Annotated in this window: 21 protein-coding genes; 10 read left to right on the top strand and 11 right to left on the bottom strand. The window is 67.2% G+C overall.

Translation table 11 applies throughout. From position 1 onward, the window contains the following. Window positions 1–115: 115 nt before the first annotated feature. Window positions 116–1396, bottom strand: a complete 1281-nt coding sequence (locus AC1DWU_RS13805; RefSeq protein WP_477150562.1) for a 3-deoxy-D-manno-octulosonic acid transferase — start codon at window positions 1394–1396, stop codon at window positions 116–118. Between the two features lie 140 nt (window positions 1397–1536). On the opposite strand from AC1DWU_RS13805, the gene AC1DWU_RS13800 reads away from it, so the two are divergent. Genes AC1DWU_RS13800 through AC1DWU_RS13780 form a run of 5 tightly spaced genes read left to right on the top strand, consistent with a single transcriptional unit; the run spans window position 1537 to window position 6137 of the window. Continuing rightward, window positions 1537–2529, top strand: coding sequence for a KpsF/GutQ family sugar-phosphate isomerase (locus tag AC1DWU_RS13800; RefSeq protein WP_477150561.1), 993 nt, complete (start codon window positions 1537–1539; stop codon window positions 2527–2529). Between the two features lie 2 nt (window positions 2530–2531). Further along, window positions 2532–3350 carry a 3-deoxy-manno-octulosonate cytidylyltransferase gene (locus AC1DWU_RS13795; protein ID WP_477150560.1) on the top strand — a complete coding sequence of 273 codons (819 nt, stop codon included), beginning with the start codon at window positions 2532–2534 and terminating at the stop codon, window positions 3348–3350. After that, on the top strand, window positions 3347–3988 hold the full coding sequence (locus tag AC1DWU_RS13790) for a histidine phosphatase family protein (RefSeq protein WP_477150559.1): 642 nt from the start codon (window positions 3347–3349) through the stop codon (window positions 3986–3988). Before AC1DWU_RS13795 ends, AC1DWU_RS13790 begins: the two co-directional genes overlap by 4 nt. Then, window positions 3988–4836: a 3-deoxy-8-phosphooctulonate synthase gene (kdsA, locus tag AC1DWU_RS13785; RefSeq protein ID WP_477150558.1), complete on the top strand. Its 849-nt coding sequence runs from the start codon at window positions 3988–3990 to the stop codon at window positions 4834–4836. Before AC1DWU_RS13790 ends, kdsA begins: the two co-directional genes overlap by 1 nt. Beyond that, on the top strand, window positions 4833–6137 hold the full coding sequence (locus tag AC1DWU_RS13780; protein WP_477150557.1) for an O-antigen ligase family protein: 1305 nt from the start codon (window positions 4833–4835) through the stop codon (window positions 6135–6137). Before kdsA ends, AC1DWU_RS13780 begins: the two co-directional genes overlap by 4 nt. Here AC1DWU_RS13780 and AC1DWU_RS13775 read toward each other — a convergent pair. Beyond that, window positions 6083–7630, bottom strand: a complete 1548-nt coding sequence (locus AC1DWU_RS13775; protein WP_477150556.1) for an ArnT family glycosyltransferase — start codon at window positions 7628–7630, stop codon at window positions 6083–6085. The genes AC1DWU_RS13780 and AC1DWU_RS13775 overlap by 55 nt on opposite strands. A gap of 312 nt (window positions 7631–7942) precedes the next feature. Here AC1DWU_RS13775 and AC1DWU_RS13770 point away from each other — a divergent pair, with 312 nt between their 5' ends. Further along, a complete protein-coding gene (locus AC1DWU_RS13770) occupies window positions 7943–9475 on the top strand; it encodes an ArnT family glycosyltransferase (RefSeq protein WP_477150555.1) in 1533 nt (510 codons plus the stop codon). Here the strand turns inward: AC1DWU_RS13770 and AC1DWU_RS13765 are convergent. Continuing rightward, window positions 9472–9696 (bottom strand): DUF2093 domain-containing protein, encoded by a 225-nt coding sequence (locus AC1DWU_RS13765; RefSeq protein ID WP_477150554.1) that lies wholly within the window; start codon window positions 9694–9696, stop codon window positions 9472–9474. The two genes, AC1DWU_RS13770 and AC1DWU_RS13765, sit on opposite strands and share 4 nt — an antisense overlap. A gap of 172 nt (window positions 9697–9868) precedes the next feature. Here AC1DWU_RS13765 and AC1DWU_RS13760 point away from each other — a divergent pair, with 172 nt between their 5' ends. Then, the gene (locus AC1DWU_RS13760; protein ID WP_477150553.1) at window positions 9869–10786 is read left to right on the top strand and encodes a DUF8189 domain-containing protein; all 918 of its coding nucleotides are present in this window, start codon (window positions 9869–9871) and stop codon (window positions 10784–10786) included. Between the two features lie 162 nt (window positions 10787–10948). Here AC1DWU_RS13760 and xseA read toward each other — a convergent pair whose 3' ends face one another. Beyond that, on the bottom strand, window positions 10949–12361 hold the full coding sequence (gene xseA / locus AC1DWU_RS13755) for an exodeoxyribonuclease VII large subunit (RefSeq protein WP_477150552.1): 1413 nt from the start codon (window positions 12359–12361) through the stop codon (window positions 10949–10951). Between the two features lie 182 nt (window positions 12362–12543). On the opposite strand from xseA, the gene purD reads away from it, so the two are divergent. After that, a complete protein-coding gene (gene purD, locus AC1DWU_RS13750) occupies window positions 12544–13824 on the top strand; it encodes a phosphoribosylamine--glycine ligase (RefSeq protein ID WP_477150551.1) in 1281 nt (426 codons plus the stop codon). Between the two features lie 52 nt (window positions 13825–13876). Further along, the gene (locus AC1DWU_RS13745; protein WP_477150550.1) at window positions 13877–14851 is read left to right on the top strand and encodes a patatin-like phospholipase family protein; all 975 of its coding nucleotides are present in this window, start codon (window positions 13877–13879) and stop codon (window positions 14849–14851) included. Between the two features lie 29 nt (window positions 14852–14880). Here the strand turns inward: AC1DWU_RS13745 and AC1DWU_RS13740 are convergent, their stop codons facing one another. Beyond that, the gene (locus tag AC1DWU_RS13740; RefSeq protein WP_477150549.1) at window positions 14881–15309 is read right to left on the bottom strand and encodes a nucleoside deaminase; all 429 of its coding nucleotides are present in this window, start codon (window positions 15307–15309) and stop codon (window positions 14881–14883) included. 290 nt (window positions 15310–15599) lie between these two features. On the opposite strand from AC1DWU_RS13740, the gene mutL reads away from it, so the two are divergent. Further along, complete coding sequence (gene mutL / locus AC1DWU_RS13735; RefSeq protein ID WP_477150548.1) at window positions 15600–17405, top strand: DNA mismatch repair endonuclease MutL; 1806 nt, start codon at window positions 15600–15602, stop codon at window positions 17403–17405. Window positions 17406–17407: 2 nt separating this feature from the next. Here mutL and AC1DWU_RS13730 read toward each other — a convergent pair whose 3' ends face one another. From AC1DWU_RS13730 to ileS, 6 genes are all read right to left on the bottom strand, one after another. After that, entirely contained in the window at window positions 17408–17842 is a 435-nt protein-coding gene (locus tag AC1DWU_RS13730) for a YdeI/OmpD-associated family protein (RefSeq protein WP_477150547.1), read from the bottom strand. A gap of 8 nt (window positions 17843–17850) precedes the next feature. Continuing rightward, window positions 17851–18405, bottom strand: a complete 555-nt coding sequence (rsmD, locus tag AC1DWU_RS13725) for a 16S rRNA (guanine(966)-N(2))-methyltransferase RsmD (protein ID WP_477150546.1) — start codon at window positions 18403–18405, stop codon at window positions 17851–17853. A gap of 3 nt (window positions 18406–18408) precedes the next feature. Further along, window positions 18409–20421 carry a pseudouridine synthase gene (locus tag AC1DWU_RS13720; RefSeq protein WP_477150545.1) on the bottom strand — a complete coding sequence of 671 codons (2013 nt, stop codon included), beginning with the start codon at window positions 20419–20421 and terminating at the stop codon, window positions 18409–18411. A gap of 87 nt (window positions 20422–20508) precedes the next feature. Next, the gene (locus AC1DWU_RS13715) at window positions 20509–21135 is read right to left on the bottom strand and encodes a hypothetical protein (RefSeq protein ID WP_477150544.1); all 627 of its coding nucleotides are present in this window, start codon (window positions 21133–21135) and stop codon (window positions 20509–20511) included. A 144-nt stretch (window positions 21136–21279) separates the two neighbouring features. Further along, on the bottom strand, window positions 21280–21825 hold the full coding sequence (gene lspA, locus AC1DWU_RS13710; RefSeq protein WP_477150543.1) for a signal peptidase II: 546 nt from the start codon (window positions 21823–21825) through the stop codon (window positions 21280–21282). Window positions 21826–22021: 196 nt separating this feature from the next. Beyond that, the gene (gene ileS / locus AC1DWU_RS13705; protein ID WP_477150542.1) at window positions 22022–25027 is read right to left on the bottom strand and encodes an isoleucine--tRNA ligase; all 3006 of its coding nucleotides are present in this window, start codon (window positions 25025–25027) and stop codon (window positions 22022–22024) included. Window positions 25028–25198: the final 171 nt, after the last annotated feature.

The raw sequence follows: 25198 nt of genomic DNA, 5'->3' as shown, positions 1-25198 counted from the left end.
ACAACACCGCAGCCGGAGCGTGGGGACCCCCACCCCTGTCCCCTCCCCGCAAGGGGGAGGGAGACCCTTACACTGACATCGAGATTGTCGTCTCCCTCCCCCTTGCGGGGAGGGATCAAGGGTGGGGGTCGGCTCGCACCGGGTTCTCGACCTGCGCGATAAGGCTCGCAGCCAAAGCGTCGAGCCTTTCGGTCGCCTTGCCCGCCACTCCGCGGAAGGCGTCGACCATTTGCTGGCGGCGTGGGGCGTCGTCCAGCAGACCCAGCACTACCTGAGGCAGCTCGTCCGCCGAGCCGACCTGAACAGCACAACCTAGCGCTGACAACGCCTCGTGCAGCGGCTTCTGGCGTTCGATGTGGGGGCCGTAGAGGCTGGCTGCGCCCAGGTGCAGCGGTTCGCTGAGGTCGTGGCCGCCGATATCGGAGAAGGTGCCGCAGACGATGCCGATGGTGGCGCGGGCGTAGACTTTCGACAGCGTGCCCATTTCATCGAGCCAAACCAGCCCACCGGAGTCGGTGATGGCCGCTTCGCTGTCGACGATGGCGAGTTCGGCGCCGAGGCGGGCGCTGAGGACTTCGCCCGGCGTTTTGCCGGGATAGCGCGGGACGAGGACGAGTTTCGCGTCGGGGCGTTTGGCTCGGAGTTCGGCGATGGCGGGGGCGAGCAGGTCGATCTCGTCGCGGTGGACGTTGCCGAAGGCGATGAGCGGGGGAGCGTCCTTGGGAGTCGCGCCGGAGCTCTTCAGTGGCACCAGCTTGAGGTTGCCCAGCACGTCGATGCGGTCGCCGGGGACGCCTAGTTCGGCGTAGCGGGCGGCGATCGCTTCGTCCTGGGCGTAGATGCGCTGCGCCTTGGCGATGGTGCGGTTGGCGACCAGCGGGTTGCGCTGGTGGCGGGCGAAACTGCGCGGCGACATCGTGGCGTTGACGACCACGACGGGTACGCCGGCGGCCTCGGCGGCGGCGAACTGGGCGGGCCAGAACTCGGATTCGACCAGCACCAGCAGGTCCGGGCGCACCTTGGTGAAGATGCGGCGCTGCGCTTCGAGGGTGTCGAGCGGCATGACGAAGCTGGAATTGTCGCCGGCGATGGCGCGGACGCGGGCGTAGCCCGAATAGGTGGTGGCGGAGAGGACGACCGAGAGGCCCGGGTCGCGCTCGAGCAGGCGCTGGCGGAGGAGTTCGGCGACCTTCGATTCACCGGCGGAGACAGCGTGGATCCAGATGCGCTTGCCGTGGGCGGGTTGCGGCAGGACCGGGTTCAGGCGCTCTTCGAACCAGGCGGTGCCGCCTTCGTCGCTTTTGGAGAAGCGGGACAGCACCGCATAGTGCAGCCAGGACGCCGCCGTGACGAGCCCGCCATAGGCCTTCCAGCGAAACGGCACGGCTTCGGACACGCGGTGACTCCAACTGGGCTGCAGGTGTGACCTAGCCGGTCCAACGGCGGGGCACAACCTTGCGGCGCTTGCTTGCGGGTTCTTGGCGATTGCTGCTAAGCCACGCCATGTCTTCAGCGAGGCGCGGACCGGGTCCTAACGTGCGCTATCCGATTGCCAATGATGCGCGTCTGCAGCAGCTCGCCCTCGATGAGGCGCGCGCGGCGATCCGGCTTGAAACCGAGGGGCTCGAGGCACTCGCCGCAGGGCTCGATGGCGCGTTCGTGGCGCTGGTGGAGCTGATCCAGCGGGCGCCGGGGCGGGTCATTCTCTCGGGCGTGGGCAAGAGCGCGCATATCGCGCGGAAGGTGGCGGCGACGCTGGCTTCCACCGGTACGCCGGCCCAGTTCGTCCATGGTGGCGACGCCAGCCACGGCGACCTCGGGATGATCACTACCGCCGATGTGGTGGTGATGTTCTCGAAGTCCGGCGATACGGCAGAGCTGGCGGACCTCGCCAACTATTGCGTGCGGTTCGATATTCCGCTGGCGCTGGTGACGGCGCGGCCCGACTCTCGATTGGGGCGGGCGGCGAACATCGTGGTGACGCTGCCCGACGCGCGCGAGGCGTGCGAGATCACGGCGGCGCCGACGACTTCGACGACGATGATGGCGGCGCTGGGCGATGCGCTGGCGGTGGTGCTGCTCAGGCGGCGCGGCTTCCAGGCCTCGGATTTCCACGTGCTCCACCCGGGCGGCACGCTCGGCAGCGCGCTGCTGACGGTCGGCGAGGTGATGCATCGGGACGAGAAGCTGCCGCTGGTGGGGGCCGAGGCGAGCGTGGCGGCTGCGATCCTCGAGATGACCTCCAAGGGGTTTGGCTGCACCGGCGTGGTGGATGAGACGGGCGAGTTGCTCGGGATCATCACCGATGGCGACTTGCGTCGGCACATGGCCGACGGGCTGCTGGCGCAGACGGCGGCAGCGGTGATGACGGTGAACCCGCGGACCATCGGCGCCGAGGCGCTGTTGAGCGAGGCGCTGCGGCAGATGACGGTGCTGACGCCGCGGATCACTGCGATTTTCGCCATGGACGGAAACCGGCCGGTGGGCATCGTGCATGTCCACGATTGCCTGCGCGTCGGCCTCGTCTGAGCGTGTCCGACCTCATCGTCATCCCTGTTCGCTATGGTTCGACCCGGCTGCCCGGCAAGCCGCTGCATCCGATTGCGGGTCGGTTGCTGCTGGAGCGGGTAGCGGCAATCGCGGTGGCGGCAGCGCGGCAGCTTGGCGATGCGGAGGTGCTGGTCGCCACCGATGACGAGCGCATCCTGACGGCAGCACAGGGACTTGGGCTCGAAGCGGTGATGACGGCGAGCGAGATCACTTCGGGGTCCGGGCGGGCGCTGGCGGCTTTGCGGGCGACCGGGCGGACGGCAGGTCTGGTGGTGAATTTGCAGGGCGATGCGCCGTTCACGGCGCCTGAGCATATCGTCGAGATCGTGCGGACGGCGCGCGGGTCGGCGGCGGATGTGACGACGCCGGTGGTGCAGTTGGACTGGGCGCGGCTCGACGCGCTGGTGGCGCACAAGCGCTCGACGCCGGCGAGCGGCACGACGTGCATTCGCGACGGCGCGGGCCGGGCGGTGTGGTTCTCGAAGACGGTGCTGCCGTTCATGCGGAAGGAAGCGGAGCTGCGAAAGCAGGGCCCGCTGTCGCCAGTGCTGCAGCATATCGGGCTCTATTGCTACCGGACACCGGCGCTCGAGGCGTTCGAGGCCGCGCCGCCTTCGCAGTACGAGCAGCTCGAAGGGTTGGAGCAGTTGCGGCTGATCGAGCTGGGGCTCGACATTCGCGCAGTGATCGTGCCGCCGGCCAAGATCACCATGAGCGGGGTGGATAGCCCGGCGGACGTGGAGCGGGCGGAGCGGCTGATCGCGGAGTTCGGCGATCCGTTCGTCGACTGGCGATCATGACGCGGCTGGTGATTGTCAGGCATGGCAACACCTTCGAGGCCGGCGAGCCGCCGCGCCGGATTGGCGCCCGCACCGATCTGCCGCTGACCGCGACGGGGCTCGAACAGGCGGAGGCGCTGGGACGGCATTTCGCCAACAAGGGCGTGCGTTTCGACCGGGTGTTGAGCGGCGAGCTCAAGCGGACGCGCGCGACGGCCGAGGCGATTGTCGGGTCGCAACCGCTGAAGATCGAGGCGGCGCCATTCCTCACCGAGATCGACCATGGGCCGGATGAGGGGCAGCCCGAGGCCGCCGTTATCGCAAGATTGGGTAACGAGGCCATCACGCTGTGGGAGACAGAGTGGGTGGCGCCCGAAGGTTGGGAGGTGGGGGCGCAATGGCGCCTGCTCGCCTGGCGGGAGTTCGTGGAGCGGACAGCGGAGGAGCTGCCTCGCGGAACGATACTCCTGGTGACCAGTAATGGAGCAGCGCGGTTCGCCTTGGCGGCGCTGGGCCTGAAGCCTGGGGAAAACCGTGCCGGCGTCAAATTCCGTACGGGAAGCTATGGTGTGATCGAGGCCGACGACGGGGCCGATTTCCGTCTACTGGGGTGGGACATACGTCCGGGCGAATCGCCCGGCGATTTGGATTTGTTTTGATGCAGCAGGTTTTTGTCGATGCGCCCAACGGGAAGCGCGTCGGGTTTGGTACTGATCTTCCGCTTGCCTTCATTCTCGGTCCTTGCGTGATCGAAAGCCGTGATCACGCATTGAAGACCGCGGGCTTTCTTGCCGAACTCGGCGAGCGGCAGGGCATTCCACTGATTTACAAGTCGTCGTTCGACAAGGCGAACCGCACCAGCGGAGCGAGCTTCCGCGGCATCGGCATCGAGGAAGCGCTGCGGATCTTCGAAGCGGTCAAAGCCGAAACCGGGCTGGCCGTGACCACGGACGTGCATGAGCGCGAGCAATGCGCTGCCGTGGCTGAGGTGGTGGATATCCTGCAGATCCCGGCGTTCCTCAGCCGGCAGACCGACCTACTGGTCGCTGCGGCCGCGACGGGGCGCATCGTCAACGTCAAGAAGGGGCAGTTTCTCGCGCCCTGGGACATGAAGAATGTCGCCAAGAAACTCGACAGCGCCGGCGCCTCGGGCGTGTTGCTGACCGAGCGGGGCACGAGCTTCGGCTACAACACGCTGGTGGTCGACATGCGCGGCCTGCCGATCATGGCGGAGACCGGCAAGCCGGTGATCTTCGATGCCACCCACTCGGTGCAGCAGCCAGGCGGACGTGGCGAATCGTCGGGCGGCGAGCGGCAATATGCGCCGGTGCTGGCGCGGGCGGCGGTGGCGGTGGGCGTCGCCGGCGTGTTCATCGAAACGCACGAAGACCCCGACAACGCCCCGTCGGACGGCGCCAACATGATCCCCCTGACCGAGATCGAGAGCCTGGTGGCGGAACTGAAGGCGCTCGACGCCATTGCCAAGAGCCGAGGCCCCAGGCGATGAGCGCTGCGGCCAAGGATGGCACGCCGTCGTATATCCGCTGGGCTTGTTTTGCCGCGATCGTCTTCCTGTTTGCACTGCCTTGCATCGCGGGGCGGCTCACCACGTATTTCGTGCTGCTGTTCGCGATCTTCGCGCTGATCACGCCGTCGATCCTGGTGGCCTTTCGGGACCGGAGCCAAAACCCGATCGACCTGATGTTCGTCGTGGCTGCGGCGCTACCCGCGCTCTCGTTCGTGATCACGGCGGACAGCCCGGATGACCTGATGTTCGCGTTCAACTTCGCGCCGTTGCTGGTGGCCGTGCCGTTCCGCTGGCAGGTCGAGCGCTTCGCGCGGGCCGATGGTGCGGTGCTGATCGGCTGGCTGTCGCTGACCGGCGCCGGCATTGCTGTGATCGTGGGCGTGGTCCAGGTGATGTTCCTCGGCTACGACCGGGCCGGCCAGCCACTGATGAGCGCGTTCCATTACGCCGACACCGCGATGCTGCTGGGCTTCCTCGCATTGGTGGGGCTGTTCGCGCCGGGCAAGCATCGCCGGCTGCCGTTCCTGCTGGGGCCGATTTTCGGCATCATGGTGGCGCTGCTCAGCGGCACGCGTGGCGCGCTGATCGCGACGCCGGTACTCGGCTTCATCGCGCTGGTGTTCGCCCTGGCACTGGCCCCTGCCCGCCACCGGGTGGTCACGCTGATCGCCGCTGCTGCCGTGGTGGTTGCTTCCGGCATCGTGCTGCTGATCGCGATGCAATACGGACTGGACCGCGCCATCGGTGGGTTCGCGGCGACGCAGGACGTGCTCGCCGGCGGCGTGGCGGACCGCTCGACGCAGGAACGACTGATGATGTTCTCGGGCGGGTATCAGGCGTTCATGCACAAGCCGCTGTTCGGCTATGGCTGGCCGGAAATGGTGCGGGCGATATTGCCGTACATCCCGGCGTCGGAGGCGGAGCGGATGCTGAGCTTCAGGCAGTTGCACAACGGGCTGCTGAGCTTTGCGGTGGGAGCGGGGATACCAGGCGTCATCAGCTTCCTGCTGCTGTCAGTGGCGCCGCTGATCGCGGTGTTCCGCACGCCGCGGGACGAGCTCTTCGCCTCGCGGCTGTACCTCGCGGTGACGCTGTGCGCCGGCTATGCGGTGTTCCAGCTGACCATCATCATGATCGGCTTTGAGTTCCACACCGTGCAGTACGCCTTCATGACCATGGTCATCCTCGGCTTCGTCGTCGTGCCGCAGCGGGTGGCGACGGTCGCTCAGTCGGCGCGCGGCCAGGCCGCAGTGGGGCCCGAGACCGCCAGAACGGCATAATACTCGCTGCCGCGCCCGCCCCCCTCGTCGCGCTTCAGCACGGTGACGAGGCGAGTTTCGGCGAACTCCGGCCGTGCCGGCAACGCGTCGGCGGCGGCTGGCGACGCGACGGCCTTGACCAAGAGGGCCGGCGAGAGCGCCGGATAGCGCTGATCGGACGGCAGGAAGTCGTAGCGCGGGTGCGGAGCGATGTCGCGGACCGGGCGCGGGTCGCCGGCGCCGCGGCCGTGAAAGAACAACTCCCCGGTCAACCGGTAGCTATTCTCAGTCCAGATCACCTGCGCTCCGGCCTGGTCGGCGATCTGGCGGACGTCCGAGGCGAGCTTGTCCCAGCCGCGCAGCATGCGCGTGCGATCGGCGAAACCGAGGTCCAGCGGATAGTAGACGGCCTGGATGTAGGCGAACCCGATCACCAGCAGACCGAACGCCGTCTGCAGGCCGGTGGCGAGGACCGCGACCCAGCGCCCGAACGGTCGCGGCGGCAGCAGGCAGACGAAGGCTGCGCCGACCAGGGCCAGGACCGGCGTCACCGGCTGCAGCCAGTTCACCTCGACGCGGGCATGCAGGGAGTGAAACAGGAAGTAGAGCAGAACCGGCAGCGTGGTCAGCACCGGCAGGGCCAACCGCGCACCGCTCCGTCGACCTTGCCCAAGGAAGAACCCGCCGATGCCGAGCAGCGCGCAAAGCAGCAGCGCCGGCCCCATGGCGGCGGCTTGGCCGACGATGAATTCGGCCACAAGATTTTTGAGTTCGGCGTCAACGGTGACGACGCGGGCCCCCTGGAACAGGAAAGACTGCCACTCGTGCTGGTAGTTCCACCACAGCACCGGCGAGAATACTGCGATCGCCAGCAGCCCGCCGGCCCACAACTGCCAATGCCTGAACTGGGCGCGGCCATCAGCCGTGCCGACGAGGATGAGCACCAGGCCGACCCCGAACCAGGCATTGGTGTATTTCGAGGCAAGACCGGCGCCGGCGGCGAGCCCGACAAGCAGCCACCAGTTGGGGCGTGAGCGCATAACGGCCTCGGCGGCGGCCCAGAGCGACAGCGTCCAGAACAGTGTCGATGGCACGTCGGGGGTGGCGACGAAGTTCACGCCGCCCTGCAGGCTGAGGCAGTACCAGGCGACGGCGAGCGCGGCTGCGGTGCGTCCGGGCACCAGCAGGCGGCCGGTGCGATAAAGGGCGGCAAGCAGCGCGAGATTTGCGAGCAGCGGCATGAGGCGCACGCCGAGCAGGGTGTCACCAGCGACGTGGCGCCCCAGGGCGGTCATCAAGGCGACGCCGGGAGGATGATCGAAATAGCCCGGGGCGAGGTAGGCCGACCACATGGCGTAGTAAGCTTCGTCGCCGTCGAGACCAACGGCGACGGAGACGAACAGCTTTGCCGCGAAGGTGACCACGACCACCAGGAGCGCAAAGACCTCGACACCGGTCAGCCCGGCGCGAACGGGCGTCTCGAAGGGGATGTTGGTTTCGGTGGTCGAGGCCATGGAGGTAACCGGAGGACGCTGGGTCGGAATTGAGGACGCAGCTAAACCACGGATCGGCTCGCTTCGGAACGATCTTGACGGTTGCCGCGGCAGCATGACCCATCCGTGGGGTGGATCGAAACGGCTCCGCCGACCCGCATTTGCTGGGTCATCGGTCGCGTCGCGGAAGTGGATATTCTGTATATCGTGGATATCGGCGCCAGCTACCGATGCGTTCGACTTTCTTAGGCGAACCGTAATTTGACTTGGGGCTAGATAGTCGCTAGCCAAACCGCAGACGACGCAAGCGGCAGGTCAGGGACCCATCCGTCCATGCACACTTCCGCCCTTCCCTACAGTGAGTCCGCGACGGGCCTCGAGGCACGTAGTGCGCACCGGTGGGTGTTTGCCCTCATCGCCGTGGCGACCATCGTGCGGCTGGGGATCGCCGCCGTGCTGCCGGTCGGGGTGGACGAGGCGTACAGCATCGGCATCTCGCGGCAGTTTTCGCTGAGCTATTTCGATCACCCGCCGCTGCATCTGTGGCTATTGGGATCGTGGGCCAAGCTCTGGGGCAGCGAGAACCTGGTGCTGATGCGGTTGCCGTTCGTGCTGCTCGGGGCGCTGTCGTCGTGGCTGATCTACGCGCTGGGCGCACGGCTGTTCGGGACGACCGCCGGGTTATGGTCGGCGGTGATCTTCAACCTCGCTCCAGTATTCGGGCTGGCGCATGCGGGACTGATCTTCCCCGATGGGCCTCTACTCGCGGCAGGGTTGGCGATGGCGCTGGTCGTCGCGCGGATCGTGCTGGCGCCGGCAGAAGGGGAACGACTGGGGCTTTGGGCGCTGGCCGGACTGATGGGCGGACTGGCGCTGCTGTCGAAATATCACGGTGTGCTGCTGATCGGCGGCGTAGGGCTGTTCCTGCTCAGTACGCGCGAGGGGCGACGCTGGCTGCTGCGGCCGGGGCCGTGGCTGGCAGTAGCGATTGCGGCGGTGTGCTTCGTGCCGGTGATCATCTGGAACGCGCAGCACGACTGGGTGTCGTTTGCATTTCAATCGGCGCGCGGGCGGTTCGGCAGCGGCAATCTCCGGGCGCTGGGGCCGCTTGAATCGCTGCTGTTCCAGGCGGGGTACCTGCTGCCGTGGATTGCCGTGCCGTTGGCGCTGGTTCTGGTACGCGCCGTCGCGGGCGGGCCGGGCAATGCCCGCCGCTGGCTGCTGGTTTGCCTTGCGGTGCTGCCGATCGTCATTTTCACCGGGCTGACGCTGCTGAGCCGCGGTCTGCCGCATTGGCAGATGCCGGGGTGGCTGTTCACGATTCCCCTGCTCGGCGAAGCGCTGGCCACGGCTGGGCGGACCATGCGGCGAATTGCGATTGGCACCGCCGTAGTGACGGCAGTGCTGCTCGCGGGGCTGGGGACCGTGGTGACGATGCAGGCGCGATGGGGGAGTTTCGACGAGCCGACGCGGGCGCTGTTTGGCGGCACCGATCCGACCGACGCGCTGCTGTCCTGGGAGGCTCTGAAGCCGGCGCTGGCGGAGCGCGGGTTGCCGGCGGACGACCGGACCTTCATCGGGACGTTCAACTGGATTCGCGCCGGCGAGATCAATGCGCTGTTCGGCCGCGATGTGCCGGTGATTTGCCTCTGCGACGACGCGCGGCACTTCGCCTATCTCACGCCGCCGGCAGCGCTCGCTGGGTGGACGGCGATCCTGATCGGGCTGCCGGAGAACGTCGGCAACGATACTGCGCTGGGTCCGCGGTTCGAGACGCTGGGGCCGGTGGAGGAGGTGAGCCTCAGCAAGGCAGGGCGCGTGGTGGTGCCGCTGCAGCTCAGAATCGCTACTGGATTCAAGCCTTAGCGGCTGGAGAGGCCGTAGCGCTTGTAGGCTTCATGGGCGGCTTCGGCGTTGGCGTAGGGCTCTTGCCGGTCGACGTTCCAGTAGGTCAGCTCGTCGAGCGCGATGGGGACGCCGGTGATGGCGCAGCGGACGAAACTGCCGGGCCGCAGAACGACATAGTCGGCATCGAGGTACCGGACCTGCGCCTCGGAGGGGCTGAAGCTCTTGTCGAAGATGTTCATCGTGTCGCTCGCATTGGCGAAATATAGGTCAGATTGGCTGACTTGCAAACCGTTGCAAACCGCCGCTTTCTGACCGGAGTCTGAACGGCGCCGTCCGCACAAGTTCATCGATACGGCCCCAGAGTGGCAATGCTGGGGCGAAAGCACGCCCTCGCGCAACCAGGGGGCTCAGATGAAATCAACTCTCCTCGCGCTCGGCGCGATCCTCTCCATGACCGGGACTGCTTCGGCCATCGACATGTTCGATCTCGGCGGCGCCGCGGCCGGCAGTCCGAGCACGGTGTGGTACAAGTTCGCCGGCAAGGACGCGATCGCCGTGTTCGTGCGCGGCAAGGACGGCTTGATGTACGCCCAGGTCGGCGACGGCGAGGGTGGTGGCTGGACCGGCTGGGCGGCGATCGGGGCCGAGATCCTCAAGTCCGACCCGGCCTGTGTCGCGACCAGCACCAGCCTCATCGACTGCGTCGCGGTGGGCAAGAACAACAACGTCTTCCACGTCCGCTACGACGCCAAGAAGCACCAGTGGACGGATTGGGAGAACCTGGGCGGTTTTGCCACCGGGGCGCCGGGGCTTGCCCGCACCAGCGAGGATGGCAAGACCACGCTCAACGCGTTCGTGTCGGGACCCGACAACCTGCTGTTCATCGATACGTTCGACGGCAAGGGCTGGAGCGACTGGCAGAGCCTCGACGTCAAGGTCGGCGGGGCAGTTGCCTGCTCCGACATCCTCGTCGTCGGCGCGCATTGCTACGACACCAGTTCGGGCAGTGCCGAGCAGCTTTCCGATCTCACCCGTACCTCCGGCAGCGACATCTTCGTCGATCATCTCGGCGGCGCAATCGAGGGCAAGGTCTCGGCTGTCGCCAGCGGCATGAACGGCGACACGCTGCGGGTGTTCGTCAACGGGCCGGGGCACCGGCTGTGGTTCAAGAAATGGGACGGACAGTGGAATGAGTGGTCGCAGCTGCCCGTCACCATCCACTCCGCCCCCGGCTGCGCCATCCGCAAGACGGGTGGCGATGCGTGGTGCGCCAGCGTGCAGGACGACGGCAAGGTGAAGATGGTGCTGGTGAGCGAAGCTGAGATGTAGCCGCCCGCTGGTGCAAGCCGACCCCCACCCCTGTCCCCTCCCCCTAAGAATGGGGAGGGAGACGCTCCCACTGCAATCGAGGCCATCGTCTCCCTCCCCCGGTTGAGGGGGAGGGATCAAGGATGGGGTCGGTTTGCACCGGCTCCGCCTTGGTGCCCGCTGCTAGAACAGGCTGCCCTGGTTGCCCTCGCCCGGCGGCGGTTTGACGCGCCGTTGGGTGCGGGGCGCGCCGCCAACGGCGACACCGATCTTGCCGACCGACACCTCGATGGTGAGCTCCTCGCCGGGTCGCACCTGATCGGCGCGCTTGACGATCCGGTCCTCCGAATCCGTGACGATCGCAAAACCGCGGTCGAGGATGTTGCGGTAGCTCACCGCATCGATGAGCTTGCTCACCGCATCGAGCTCCTGGCGCCGCTGGGCAACGATCCGGAGGACCGTGGGCGGCAGGCGAATCGACGCCGTGGTGAGGCGGCTCGCGAGGTTCCTGACCTCGCCGCGCAGCGTGTTGGGCGACAGCTTGCCGGACAGCCGCTCGAACGCGATGCGCTTGCGCTGCCCCGTGTGGCGGAGCGCGGCGACAAGGTTCGAGGCGGCGTGATCGAGGCGCTGGCGAGCCGAGGCCACCAGATCGAGCGGGCGCGGCAGGCCGGCAGCGGCGGCGCGCAGGCGATCGCGGTAGTTCGAGGCGGTGCGGCGCATCGCATGGCGCTGGCGGCCACCGATTTCGTCGATGTAGCCGATGAGGTCGGCGCGCACCGGCACGGCGGCTTCGGCGGCGGCGGTGGGGGTGGGGGCACGGTGGTCGGAGGCGTAGTCGACGAGCGTGGTGTCGGTCTCGTGGCCGACGGCGGTGATGACAGGGATGCGGCTCGCGGCGACGGCGCGGACGACGATCTCTTCGTTGAAGCCCCAGAGGTCCTCGATGGAGCCACCGCCGCGGGCGACGATCAGCACGTCGGGTCGCGAGATCGGGCCGTCGGCGGCGAAGCGGTTGAAGCCTTCGATGGCGGCGGTGACTTCGGCTGCGGCGGTTTCGCCCTGGACGCGCACCGGCCAGACGACGACGTGGCTGGGGAAGCGGTCGGAGATGCGGTGCAGGATATCGCGGATCACCGCGCCGGTGGGCGAGGTGATGACGCCGATGACGCGCGGCAGGTAAGGCAGTTCGCGCTTGCGCTCGGAGGCGAAAAGGCCCTCGGCGGCGAGCTTCCTGCGGCGATCCTCGAGCAGCGCCATCAGCGCGCCGGCGCCGGCCGGTTCCATCTGCTCGATGACGATCTGGTACTTCGACGAACGCGGGAAGGTGGTGAGCCGTCCTGTGACGATCACCTCCATGCCTTCGGCAGGCTTGAACTGGAGGCGCGGGTAGTTGGTCTTCCACACCACCGCGTCGATCGAGGCGTTCTCGTCCTTCAGCGTGAAATAGGCATGGCCGGAGGAGTGGACGCCGCGGAAGCCGGAAATCTCGCCGCGCACGCGGACGTGGCCGAACTCGTCTTCGACGGTGCGCTTCACCGCCTGGGCGATTTCGGAGACGGTGAACTCGGCAGCGTTGGTCAGCGGAGCGGACATGGGTGAGAGGTGCGGGAAAGGGACGAGTCCGTCAAGGGTGGCGGCATAATCGAGCAGATGCTAGATGGGCGCCGAATGGCCACGCGCCGCGCGCTTGGCTGCCCCCTCCACCACCCTGCGGGTGGTCCCCCTTCCCCGCCACGCGGGGGAGGATCAACGGCAACATCGGGAGCTTACGGCTGATGCGCATTCTGGTGATTGGGTCGGGTGGGCGTGAGCATGCGTTGGCGTGGGCGATCGCCATGTCGCCGCGGTGCGAGAAGCTGTTCGTGATGCCGGGCAATGGCGGGACCGGCGAAATCGCCGAGAACGTCGCCATCGACATTACCGACCATGCGGCGGTGGTTGGGTTCGCGCTCGGCAGCAAGGTGGACTTCGTGGTGATCGGGCCCGACGCGCCGGCGGTGGCGGGGCTGGGCGACGATGTGCGGGCGGCGGGGCTGCTGTGCTTTGGGCCATCGAAGGCCGCGGCGCAGCTCGAGGGGTCAAAGGCTTTCACCAAGCTGATCTGCGATGAAGCGGGCGTGCCGACGGCGGCTTACGGCCGGTTCGACAACGAGAGCGATGCGCTGGCCTATGTGCATGACCAAGGCGCGCCGATCGTGATCAAGGCGGACGGGCTGGCGGCGGGCAAGGGCGTGACCGTGGCGATGACCATGGAAGAGGCGGTGGACGCGGTGCGCGACTGCTTCTCGGGCGCGTTCGGGGAATCCGGCTCTACCGTGGTGATCGAGGAATATCTCGAGGGCGAGGAGGCAAGCATCTTCGCCCTCTGCGACGGCGAGAGCGTGGTGATGCTGCCCAGCGCTCAGGACCACAAACGGGTATGGGACGGCGATCGCGGCCCGAACACCGGTGGAATGGGCGCCTACTCCCCTGCCCCGGTGATGACGCCGGAAATGACGGCACGGGTGGAGAACGAGATCATCCTGCCATCGGTGCGCCGTATGGCGGAGCGCGGCACGCCGTTCTGCGGGGTGCTGTTTGCCGGGATCATGGTGACGGCCAAGGGGCCCAAGCTGATCGAGTACAACGTGCGGTTCGGTGACCCCGAGTGCCAGGTGCTGATGCTGCGGCTGCAGTCGGACGTGCTGGACCTGTTGGAAGCGACGGCGCGCGGCACGTTGAAGACGGCGAAGCCGCTGTTCAGCGATGACGTGGCGCTGACCGTGGTGCTGGCCGCAAAGGGCTACCCGGTGAACCCCGAAAAGGGCAGCGAGATCAGGGGCGTCGACGGCCTCGAAGGTGACGGGCTGATGGTGTTCCACGCCGGCACGCTCCGCCGCGATGGCAAGCTGCTAGCCAATGGCGGACGGGTACTGAACGTGACGGCGCTCGGGCGGACGGTGGGCGAAGCGCGCGACCGCGCCTACGCCGCGGTGGACCTGATCGACTGGCCGGAAGGCTTCTGCCGGCGCGACATCGGCTGGCGTGCTGTCGAAAGGGAACTCAAACCGGCCTGAACATCTTATAAACCGGCAGAGCGTATCCTACGTCCTTATCGTGACCCATGAGATGACAGCGCCGGTCGATCCGACGCCGCTGCAGCGGCGGGGGCAGGAAATTGTCGACCGCCTGCGCGGTGAGTTCCGCGAAAACGCCCATGGCCACGCCCTCTCGACAATCGAGCCCCGCATCGGCGTGGCGCTGGGTGGCGGTTCGGCACGTGGGCTGACCCACATCCCCTATATCGAAGCGATGGACGAGATGGGCTTACGGCCCCATGTGATCTCGGGCACCTCGATCGGTGCGCTGATCGGCGCGGGCTGGGCCAGCGGCATGAGCGGCGCGGAGCTTCGCGATCATTCGTTCTCGGTGCTCGGCACGATGCGGATCATCGCCGGGCGGCTATGGGGCGCGCAGGTGCGCAACCTCGGCAACTTCTTTCAATCCGGCTTCAACGTGCAACTCGACGCGGTGCAAGTGGTGGACGCCTTTCTGCCCGACAACTTCCCGCTCGAGTTCAAGGACTTGCGGACCAAGTTCTACGTCGTGGCAACGGACTTCCAGTCGTGGCACCAGGCGGTGTTCTCGGAAGGGCCGGTGCGCGAGGCGATTGCCGGTTCGATCGCCATCCCGAGCCTGTTCAAGCCGGTGCCGTTCGCCAATCACCTGCTTGTCGATGGGGGCGTGGTGAACCCGCTGCCGCTCGACCAGGCAGCGGCCGACACCGACATCCTCGTCGGCATCGACGTCAACGGCGACCCGTCGGAGCAGCTCAACAAGATCAACCACAAGGCGCTCGACGTGTGGTTCGGCGCGGCGCAGATCATGATGCACTCGCTGACCGCGCACATGATGGCCGCCTACCCGCCCGACGTGTACGTGCGTCCGCACCTCAGCGCGTTCGGCGCGCTGGAGTTCTGGCGCGTGCGCGAGATCGTTGCCCATGTCGAAAAGGACAAGGACAACTTCAAGCGCGCGCTGGATGGGCGGATCGAGTCGTTCCTGACCAAGCAGCAGGAATCGATGCGGGCCGAGGCGCGGTAGGTCAACGCTAGTCCGGTGCCCGAACGTTGCTACCGCAAACCTTGGAAGAACGCCCGCATCAGCTCCGCTGATCGCTTCGCGCCCAGCCCACCGATGACCTCCGGCCTATGGTGGCAGTTGGGGCTTTCGAACAGGCGGACGCCGTTGTCGACGGCGCCGGCCTTCAAGTCTTCCGCGCCGTAGTAGACGCGGCGTAGGCGGGTGTGGGCGATGGCGCCGGCGCACATGGCGCACGGTTCGAGCGTCACATAGAGATCGCAGCCATCGAGGCGGCCGGTACCGCGCGCGGCGAGCGCCGTGCGGATGGCGAGGAATTCGGCGTGGGCGGTGGGGTCGTTCAGCTCGCGCATGCGGTTGCGCTCGGCGGCGAGGACGCGATCACCCTCGACGATGACGGCGCCGACCGGGGCCTCGCCGGCAGCAGCGGCGGCTTCGGCGAGGGCGAGGGCTTTGTCCATAGGGGTGAGCATGGGCGGTGTTTAGCATTGGGACACAGACCGTGCCACACGCGCCATCTCCCCCTTGGCGGGGGAGAATGGAATTTCTTGGGCTTAGCCCTTCGCTAAGCCTTAGAAATTCAAGAGAGGGGGTGCGGAGCCACAGTGCCCTCCATTGCCCCCTCTCTTGCGAAAACTAAGGACTTAGCTGCGCTAAGCCCAAGTTTTCGCTTTCTCCCCCGCCAAGGGGGAGAGGCGTGGTGGCACCATCGGGGCTGGACCGCTACATTCTCCGCTCAGGAGAATCGCCTTTGCCCATTCGTCAGCTGCCCGAGGATCTGATCAACCGCATCGCCGCGGGCGAGGTGGTGGAGCGGCCGGCGAGCGTGGTGAAGGAGCTGGTGGAGAACGCCATCGATGCGGGCGCCAGCCGCGTCAGCATCACCACGGCGGGCGGTGGGCAGAGCCTGATCCGGATCGAGGATGACGGCGTGGGCATGGACGAGGCAGACCTGGTGCTCTCGGTGGAGCGGCACGCGACCTCGAAGCTGGCCGATGACGGGCTCGAGGATATCCGGACGCTGGGGTTTCGCGGGGAGGCACTGGCGTCGATCGGGGCGGTGGCGGAGCTGGGTATCGCGTCGCGGCGGGCCGAGGATGCGAGCGGGTTGCGGATCGCGGTCAGGCACGGGGTGAAGTCGCGACCGGTGCCGGTGGCGATGAACCGGGGCACTGTCGTCGAGGTGCGCGAGCTGTTCGGCAATGTGCCGGCGCGGCGGAAATTCCTGAAGTCGGAGCGGGCCGAGGCCGGGGCGATCACCGACATGGTGAAGCGGCTGGCGATGGCCAATCCGCATGTGCAGTTCGTGCTCGAGGGGGCTGATAGGACCACGTCGAACTGGCCGGGGCGCGAGGGCGACGGGGCGCTCAGGGCACGGCTCGGCGACGTGATGGGAGGGGATTTCGGCGACAACGCGGTGACGCTGGCGACGATGCGGCACGGCATGGTGGTGACGGGGCTCGCCGGGCTGCCGACCTACACGCGGGCCAATTCGCTGAGCCAGTATTTCTTCGTCAATGGCCGCTCGGTGCGCGACAAGGTGCTGGTGGGGGCGATCCGTGCGGCCTATGCGGATTTCGTGTTCCGCGATCGGTTTCCGGTGGTGGCGATCTTCCTCGCTGTCGATCCGGCAGATGTGGATGTGAATGTGCATCCCACAAAGGCGGAGTTGCGGTTCCGCGATCCGGGTGCGGTGCGCGGGGCGGTGATCCGGGCGATCGGCGAGGCGCTGGAGGCGGCGGGGCATCGGGCGGCGAGCACGGTGGCGGACGATATCGCCGGGGCGTTCCGGGTGCCGGAGTATGAGACAGTCCGCCCGACGGAGCGTTGGGCCGCCCCCGCCACCGCCTATGGCGGCCCCCCTCCCCCGCCACGCGGGGGAGGATCACTGACCGCGCCGTCGGTGCGGTTTGCGGATTTTGCGGAGCCGAGTGCGCGGTACGATGAACCCGCACCTGTTGCGGAGCCGGTGGAGTATCCACTGGGGTCGGCACGGGCGCAGATGTTCGACAATTTCATCGTGGCGCAGAACGGCGACAGCCTGCTGCTGGTGGACCAGCATGCGGCGCATGAGCGGCTGGTCTACGAGCGGTTCAAGGCGCAGATGGCGGCGGGGCCGGTGGCGAGCCAGATGCAGCTGATCCCGGTGGTGATCGAACTCAGCGAGGACGATTGCGGGCGGCTCGAGGAAGCGGCGCCGACGCTGGAGCGGCTGGGCCTGTACCTGGAGCGGTTCGGCCCGCGGGCGGTGGCGGTGCGCGAGACGCCGGCGCTGCTCGGGCAGGCCGATATCGACGGGCTGGTGCGGGACTTGGCCGATGGATTGGCGGAATGGGACAGCTCGGCGGCGCTGGCCGACCGGCTGGAAGCGATCATCGGGCGGATGGCCTGCCACGGCTCGGTGCGGTCGGGGCGGCGGCTGCGGGTCGAGGAAATGAACGCGCTGCTGCGCGAGATGGAGGCGACGCCGCATTCGGGCCAGTGCATCCACGGGCGGCCGACTTATGTTGAGCTGAAGAAGGCGGATATCGAGCGGTTGTTCGGGCGGACGCGGTAGCGTCAGGCACCCAGGGTTTCCGCCAGCTTGGCGACGCGGCGGGCGCGGACTTCCGGCTTCGTCGCCGCTTCGATATCGCGGACATGCTTGGCCTTGAGGCCGAACGGCAGCTTGTCGAAGGCGGCGCGGGCGGATGGGTTGGCGTCGAGGGCGGACTTGAGGTCGTCGGGCTCCTCGACTTCGCGCGGGGCGGTATCGAGGCTGATGTCGAGGTCGATCGCCTGGCCCGCGGAGATGCCGGCGGCTTCGCGGTGGGCGGCGCTGATGCCGACGAGGCGCTGGCCGTTCTTGATCGCCACCCGGCTGCGCCAGCTGTGGCCGCTGATGGTGATCACCACCGGCGGGCGCGCCTCGGGGCCGAGGGATTGCATGACCGCACCGGGCACTTCGACGGCTGTGGCGTTGCCAGAGGGGATAACGACGGCGCGGAACTGCATGGCTCGCCTCAGTGCGCGCGGATGAAATGCACCGCGGCCGCACCATACTCGCGGCGATCCTCGATGGTGAAGCCCTCGGGGAGCGCGAGTTCGACCTCGGAGCTCTCCTCCAGCACGATCGTTGCGTCCTTGGCGAGCCAGTTGCCGGCCTTCAGCGACACCAGTGCCAGTTCCCCCAGCCCCTTCCCGTAGGGCGGGTCTAGGAACACCAGGTCGAAGGGGCCCATGGTGCCGGCGGGGCCCAGCGCGGTGGCGTCGCGGCGGAGGAGCTTGGCGATGCCGGCGATGCCGAAGGCTTCGATGTGGTCGCGGATCAGGCCGCGCGATTCGGCACCGGTGTCGACGAATACCGCGCCCGAGGCGCCGCGGGAGAGGGCTTCGAGGCCCAGCGCGCCGGTGCCGGCGAAGAGGTCGAGGACCTTGAGGCCGTCGAGGTGCACGCCGATGCGGCTCGCGAGGATGTTGAACACCGATTCGCGGGCCCGGTCCGAAGTGGGGCGGATGCTGTCGTCAGACGGCGACAGCAGCGCCTTGCCGCGAAACTTGCCGGCGACGATACGCATCGCTTACTCGCGCGGCTTCTTGGGTCCGCGCGGACGGTCACCCGAAGGACGGCCAGCGCCGCCTTGGGGGCGACCAGCACCGCCTGACGGGCGCCCGCCGGACGGACGGCCACCGGACGGCTTGCCGGCGTAGGGCGGCTTACCGCCACCGCCGCCGGGCTTGCCGGAGTGCGGCTTCTTGTCACCGAAGCTGCGCGGCTTGTCGCCGTACGAGCGGGCCGGACGGTCGCCACCTTCGCGGGGCGGACGAGTGCCGTACGGCTTCTTGTCGCCGAACGAACGCGGGGCAGCATCGCCACGCGCCGCGTAGGGCTTCTTGTCGCCCAGCGGGCGGCTGCTGGTGCGCTCGCGGGGCGTCGAGTTGCGCGGTGCGTAGGGGCGCTCCTCGGCGCGGGGGGGACGGTCGGCGCCGTCGCGCGGACGATCGCCAAAAGAGCGATCGCCGCGGGGCGGACGGGCGCCGGAGGGCTTTTTGTCACCGTACGAACGGGGGCCGGCATCGCCGCGGGGCGAGTACGGCTTCTTGTCACCAAAGCCGCGTGGCTTGTCGCCATAGGCGCGGGCCGGACGGTCGCTGGCGTCGGTGCGGGGGGCGTAGGGCTTCTTGCCCTCGTAGGAACGGACAGGACCATCACCACGCGGAGCGTAGGGCTTCTTATCGCCGTAGGGACGGTCGCCAGCCGGGCGGGCCGAACGGGACTTGTCGCCGTAAGCACGGGCGGGACGGTCGCCGTCGCCTCGCGGCTTGTCGCCGTACGGGCGCTTGCCCGCCGGCTTGTCACCGTAGGCGCGTTTCGGGCGGTCACTGCCCTCGGGGCGCGGGGCGCGGGCCGGGCGATCCTCGTGGTGGGCGGGGCGGCCGAAGTTCTTGGCCGAGCTGTCCTCGGGGTCGTTCCAGCCCTTGCGAGCTTCGCCTGCCGGGCCTTCGCGGCGCGGCGGTTTGACATGAATTTCGGCTTCGCGGCCATCCTCGAAATGGATGGTGCGGATATCACGCGGATCGACCTCACGCGGCCGGCTCGGGGCCTTGACCGGGCGCTTGTCGAAGCGGCCAGGGCGATCCTGGCGCGGACGTTCGGCGAAGGCAGCCGCAGCCGCAGCCTCGGTCTGGTCGTCCTCGAAGCGGAACTTGTTCTCGCGCGACTTGTGCGGCGAATCCTTGGGCAGCGCTTTGCCAGGGGCGGCGGCGCGGAGCTTGGGATTGGTGGCTGGCTTCTTCTTCGGCGCCGTCTCCGGCATTTCGCTCTCGAAATCGGTGTTGGCCTCGGCAGCGAGGCGCTTTCCGAGCTGCTCGCGCAGCACGCGTGCGGCCACGACCTCGACTTCGCCCTCGGGCAGGTCGCCGAGCTGGAACGGGCCGTAGCTGACGCGGATCAGGCGGTTGACCTGGAGGCCGAGCGCACCGAGGACGTTCTTGACCTCGCGGTTCTTGCCTTCGCGCAGGCTCAGGACCAGCCAGCTGTTGGAGCCCTGGGCGCGCTCGAGAATGGCCTCGATCGGGCCATACTGGATGCCTTCGATCTCGATGCCGTCCTTCAGCGTATCGAGCTGCGCCTGGGTGACGGAGCCGAAGGCGCGGACGCGGTAGCGGCGGAGCCAGCCGGTGGCCGGCAGCTCGAGCACGCGCTTCAGCCCACCATCATTGGTGACCAGCAGCAGGCCTTCGGTGTTGATGTCGAGCCGGCCGATGGAGACGACGCGCGGCAGGTCTTTTTCTTCCAGCGCCTCGAAGACGGTGGGGCGGCCTTCCGGGTCCTTCTCGGTGACCACGAGGCCGGCGGGCTTGTGGTAGAGCCAGACGCGGGTGCCCTGGCGGGCGGCCAGCGGCTCGCCATCGACCTTGATCTTGTCCTTTTCGGAAACGTTGAAGGCCGGGGTGAGGACCTTCTTGCCGTTGACGGTCACTCGACCGTCCTTGATCCAGCCCTCGGCATCGCGGCGGGAGCACAGACCTGACCGCGCGATGACCTTGGCCAAGCGGTCGCCGTCCGTCGGGACGGCTGAAACATTCGACATATGATAACTCCTGCGGGACCCGTTACGGGCGGCGCATCTTTCGAGTTGAGGGGGTAGGGTCAGTCTCTTCGAGACGTCCCCTACCGGCTAATTAGCCTGCGCGGTCAGGGCCTTGCGGACTTCCGGCGGGCACGACTTGTCAGTGAGCGGCACGAGGTCGCCGTTGGGCGCGAGACACACCAGGTCCTGCCCCTTGACCGTGGTGTAGTATTCTTCCGGCGGCAGATAGAGCGGACGCGGGCCGCCCTTCAGCTTTGCCGCGGTCATGCGGGCAGTCAGCTGCTTGGCTTCGACGTCGGTGAGCGGGCGCCCGTTGAGGGTGCGCAGGTCGACGACGCGGGCGTTACGCAGCCGCTTCAGGTCGGCCTCCGAGAGGTTGGAGGTGTCGATCTGGACGTTGCTCGAATCCTGGGGCAGCAGTTCGGCGGTCTTGCTTTCCGCCTGTGGCGCCGGCAGCGCGGCGGACTTAGGCAGGACCAGCGGGCCGCGGCGTTCCGCGTTCTCCGGCTTCTCCTCGCGCTCCATCACGCCCATGCCCTTCATGGTCTCGGTCAGCACTTCGCGCTCGAAGGTGCCGACGTCGCTGAGGGCATTGGTGCCTTCGGTCGTGGTGCAGGCGCTCAGGCCGAGGCCGAGCACCAGCCCAACGGTCAGCAATCCGCCCCGGGTCACGGCTTTGAAAGTGGGCCGCCGCCCGGTCAAATCACTCAGCATGAAACTTCCCTTTTCCCCGGCCCGTGCGCGCCCCGCGCGGGCCTTATAGACCATCATAGGCCCACGAACAATTCGCTCGGAATTGTTATCGCTTTCGTTGCCCACGCAACCGGGCCCTAAGGCCAGATTGAGGCGCCTTTGCGTTCAGGCAGGCTTCCTGCGGCCGATCCCGACGAAGTCGAGGAGTAGCAGCAACACCCCCAATGTGATCGCCACGTCGGCGATATTGAAGATGTAGAACGACCAATCCTGCCAATGAAAGTGAAAGAAATCCGCAACGGCGCCGTAAAGCACCCGATCGAGCGCGTTGGACACCGCGCCGCCGATGGCCAGCATCAGGCCATAGCGGACGAGGACGTCGGAGGTGCGCGACCACCAGACGAACAGCGCGACGATGGCCACCACCGCAACGGCGCCGAGCGCCCAGACCGGCAGATCGCCGAGCAGGCCATAGGAGACGCCGGTGTTCCAGACCAGCACGTAGTCGAAGAAGCTGGTGACGGGGACGATCTCGCCGCCGCGCCAGCCGAACGGCGCGGTGGGGGTGAAGAAGCCGAGATGCTCGATGCAGACGGTGGAGGCGGCGCCGACGCAATCGGAGCTGACCTGCAGGAACTTGTGGCCACGATCGAGGGCGAAGGCGGCTACGCCGGCAAGGAGCGAGAGGAGGAGGTGGGGGCGGGTTAGCATGCGGAGCCTCTGTTGCCTTCTCCCCTTGTGGGAGAAGGTGCCCGCAGGGCGGATGAGGGGTATCTCTCCGCGCACGCTGTCGCCCGTCGCTTCGCTCCGATCGCGCAACCCTTGGTTGCGGGACCCCTCATCCGGCCTTCGGCCACCTTCTCCCACAAGGGGAGAAGGCAATCCGACTGTGAGGTCGGTGCCAAGCTCAGAGCCCCGCCGCCTTCAGTTCACGCATCGCCTGCGCATCGCGGAGCGACAAGTCCGGGTACTCCGCGTCGCTGCCCACCTCCGGCAAGATCCGCCACGAACGCGCGCAGCGCTGGCCTTCGGCTTTGGCGAATACCACCGCAACACCACGAACTTCATCGAGACGGAACGCGTCGGACGGGCCCTCGCCCTCGATCACTTCAATGTCCGAGGTGATGGAGATTTCGGCCATGTCGGTGCCGCGGACGGCGGCGGCGAGCTTGTCGTCGGTGATGTACACCTTGGGCGCTGCTTCGAGGGAGGCGCCGATCACCTTGTCGCGGCGCTGGATTTCGAGGGCGCCGGTGACGACCTTGCGGACTTCGCGGATCGCCTCCCACTTCTCGTCGAGCTTTGCGTCGGTCCACTCGGCCGGGAGGTTCGGGAACTGCCTGAGGTGCACCGACGAATCGGCGCCGGGGTGACGCTCCAGCCACGCCTCTTCCATGGTGAACACCAGGATCGGGGCGAGCCAAGCCGTGAGCGCGTCGAAGACGTGATCGAGCACGGTGAGGGTGGCGCGGCGGCGGACCGAAGAGATCGGGTCGCAGTAGAGCGCATCCTTGCGGATGTCGAAGTAGAACGCCGAGAGGTCGATGTTCATGAAGTTCGACAGCGCAGCCACGATGCGCTTGTAGTCGTAGCTCTCGTAGGACTCGCGGACGAGCACATCGAGGTCCTTCAGCTTACTCAGGATCAGCTGCTCGAGTTCGGGCATGTCGCGGTAGTCGACGGTCTCGTCGGCCTTGCGGTGGGCGAGGTTGCCGATCAGCCAGCGGATCGAGTTGCGGAGCTTGCGATAGTTGTCGACGGTGGAGTTGATGATCTCCTTGCCGATGCGCAGGTCGTCCGAATAGTCGGACTGGGCCACCCAGAGGCGGAGGATATCGGCGCCGTACTGCTTGATGACGTCCTGCGGGGCGGTGGTGTTGCCCAGCGATTTCGACATCTTCTTGCCCTCGCCATCGAGGGTGAAGCCGTGTGTCAGCACGCTCGCATAGGGGGCGTAGCCGTTGGTGGCGCTGCTTTCGAGCAGCGAGGAGTGGAACCAGCCGCGGTGCTGGTCGGAGCCCTCAAGATACATGCCGGCCGGGAACTGCATGTCCGGCCACTTCTGCGAGTTGCGCAGCACCCAGGAGTGCGTGGTGCCAGACTCGAACCAGACGTCGAGGATGTCGTCGACCTTGGTCCAGTTGTCGGGATCGGGCACGGCATTGCCGAGAAAACGCTCCTTGGCGCCCGGCTTGAACCAGGCGTCGGCGCCCTCCTCATCGAAGGCGAGGCCGATACGCTGGTTCACCATTTCGTCGACGAGGATGGTGTCCGTTTTCTCGTTGTAGAAGACGGCGATCGGCACGCCCCAGGCGCGCTGGCGGCTAAGCACCCAATCGGGGCGATCGGCGATCATCGAGCGGAGGCGGTTCTGCCCGGCCTGCGGGTAGAACTTGGTGTTCTCGATCGCAGTGAGGGCGATGCTGCGGACGGTATCGCCCGGCTGGACCTTCACCCGCTCCGGATGGTCCGAGAACAGCTTCAGCGTCGCGATCTTTTCTGCCGCATACGGGCGGTCCATGTAGACGAACCACTGCGGGGTGTTGCGGAAGATGATCGGCTTCTTCGAGCGCCACGAATGCGGATACTGGTGCTTCACCCGGCCGCGGGCGACCATGGCGTTGCGCTCGGCGAGGGCGGCGATGACACGGTTGTTGGCGTCGCCCTTCTTGCCGGTATCGTCGATGACGCGCGCGCCCTCGAAGCCGGGCGCGGCGGCGGTGTAGAAGCCGGCGTCGTCGACGACATAGGGGATGGTGGTGTCGATGCCGTGCTCGGCGAGCTTGCGGCCGGAATCCATCCAGATGCCGAAGTCGTCAAGGCCGTGGCCCGGCGCGGTGTGGACGAACCCGGTGCCGGTGTCGTCGGTGACGTGTTCGCCATCGAGCAACGGCACTTCGAAATCATAGCCGCCGCCGAGCCCGCGCAGCGGATGCGAGCAGGAGACGATTTTCGAGCAATCGACGTCGTGCAGCCGGATGAAGGTATCGACCTTGGCCTTTGCCAGCGTCTCTTCGGCGAGCTTGTCGGCGAGGACGTATTTCTCGCCCTTCGAGGCCCAGTTGCCTTCCGGCGCGCCGGTGACCTCGTAGAGGCCGTAGCTGATCTTCGATGAAAAGCTGATGGCGCGGTTGGCTGGGATGGTCCACGGCGTGGTGGTCCAGATGACGACGTAGGACGAGCCGAAATCCTCGAACGAGCCGGTGCCGAAGGCGCCGTTGGCCGAGTGGATCGGGAACTTCACCCAGATCGCGTCGCTCTCGTAGTCCTGATACTCGATCTCAGCCTCGGCCAGCGCGGTGCGCTCGACCACCGACCACATGACGGGCTTCGAACCACGATAGAGCTGGCCGGAAGCGGCGACCTTCATCAGTTCGCGAGCGATCTGCGCTTCGGCATCGAAGCTCATGGTGAGGTAGGGGTTGGACCAGTCGCCGACCACGCCGAGCCGCTTGAACTCCTCGCGCTGGGTATCGACCCAGTACTGCGCGAAGCTCCGGCACTCGTTGCGGAACTCGTTGATCTCGACGTCGTCCTTGTTCTTGCCCTTGGCGCGATACTGCTCCTCGACCTTCCACTCGATGGGCAGGCCATGGCAGTCCCAGCCCGGCACATAGGCCGAGTTGTAGCCGAGCATGGTCTTCGAACGCGAAACGAGGTCCTTGAGGATCTTGTTGAGCGCGTGACCGATATGGATGTTGCCGTTGGCGTAGGGCGGGCCGTCATGCAGCGTGAACAGGGGCTTGCCCTGAGCAGCGGCGCGCTGGCGAGCGTAAATGTCCATGTCTTCCCAGCGCTTGAGCCACTCGGGCTCGCGGGCGGGCAGCCCGGCGCGCATCGGAAACTCGGTTTCGGGCAGGAAGAGCGTCGCAGAATAGTCGGTCTCGGCGCCGCTGGTCGCAGTATCGTTCATCGGAAGGTACCTTGGAAGCTGCGGGCTTTTAGCAAGCGGGGACGCAGGGTGCCAGTGCAAATGCCAGCAGCGGAGCGTGGGCCACCCCCACCCTTGATCCCTCCCCACAAGGGGGAGGGAGACGACTGAGGCATCGGTTCTTGCGCCTCCCTCCCCCTTGTGGGGAGGGAC

It is taken from the genome of Devosia sp. P2_G7 (genome assembly GCF_056403495.1).
Note: the sequence above shows the minus strand (reverse complement) of the source record. Positions and strands in the feature narration are given on the sequence as shown.

Bases quoted from the DNA above. Each gene is read 5' to 3' on its own strand.
- AC1DWU_RS13790 (WP_477150559.1), top strand. From the start codon at position 3,347: ATGACGCGGCTGGTGATTGTCAGGCATGGCAACACCTTCGAGGCCGGC.
- kdsA (WP_477150558.1), top strand. From the start codon at position 3,988: ATGCAGCAGGTTTTTGTCGATGCGCCCAACGGGAAGCGCGTCGGGTTT.
- AC1DWU_RS13780 (WP_477150557.1), top strand. From the start codon at position 4,833: ATGAGCGCTGCGGCCAAGGATGGCACGCCGTCGTATATCCGCTGGGCT.
- AC1DWU_RS13775 (WP_477150556.1), bottom strand. From the start codon at position 7,630: ATGGCCTCGACCACCGAAACCAACATCCCCTTCGAGACGCCCGTTCGC.
- AC1DWU_RS13770 (WP_477150555.1), top strand. From the start codon at position 7,943: ATGCACACTTCCGCCCTTCCCTACAGTGAGTCCGCGACGGGCCTCGAG.
- AC1DWU_RS13765 (WP_477150554.1), bottom strand. From the start codon at position 9,696: ATGAACATCTTCGACAAGAGCTTCAGCCCCTCCGAGGCGCAGGTCCGG.
- AC1DWU_RS13760 (WP_477150553.1), top strand. From the start codon at position 9,869: ATGAAATCAACTCTCCTCGCGCTCGGCGCGATCCTCTCCATGACCGGG.
- xseA (WP_477150552.1), bottom strand. From the start codon at position 12,361: ATGTCCGCTCCGCTGACCAACGCTGCCGAGTTCACCGTCTCCGAAATC.
- purD (WP_477150551.1), top strand. From the start codon at position 12,544: ATGCGCATTCTGGTGATTGGGTCGGGTGGGCGTGAGCATGCGTTGGCG.
- AC1DWU_RS13745 (WP_477150550.1), top strand. From the start codon at position 13,877: ATGACAGCGCCGGTCGATCCGACGCCGCTGCAGCGGCGGGGGCAGGAA.
- AC1DWU_RS13740 (WP_477150549.1), bottom strand. From the start codon at position 15,309: ATGGACAAAGCCCTCGCCCTCGCCGAAGCCGCCGCTGCTGCCGGCGAG.
- AC1DWU_RS13730 (WP_477150547.1), bottom strand. From the start codon at position 17,842: ATGCAGTTCCGCGCCGTCGTTATCCCCTCTGGCAACGCCACAGCCGTC.
- rsmD (WP_477150546.1), bottom strand. From the start codon at position 18,405: ATGCGTATCGTCGCCGGCAAGTTTCGCGGCAAGGCGCTGCTGTCGCCG.
- AC1DWU_RS13720 (WP_477150545.1), bottom strand. From the start codon at position 20,421: ATGTCGAATGTTTCAGCCGTCCCGACGGACGGCGACCGCTTGGCCAAG.
- AC1DWU_RS13715 (WP_477150544.1), bottom strand. From the start codon at position 21,135: ATGCTGAGTGATTTGACCGGGCGGCGGCCCACTTTCAAAGCCGTGACC.
- lspA (WP_477150543.1), bottom strand. From the start codon at position 21,825: ATGCTAACCCGCCCCCACCTCCTCCTCTCGCTCCTTGCCGGCGTAGCC.
- ileS (WP_477150542.1), bottom strand. From the start codon at position 25,027: ATGAACGATACTGCGACCAGCGGCGCCGAGACCGACTATTCTGCGACG.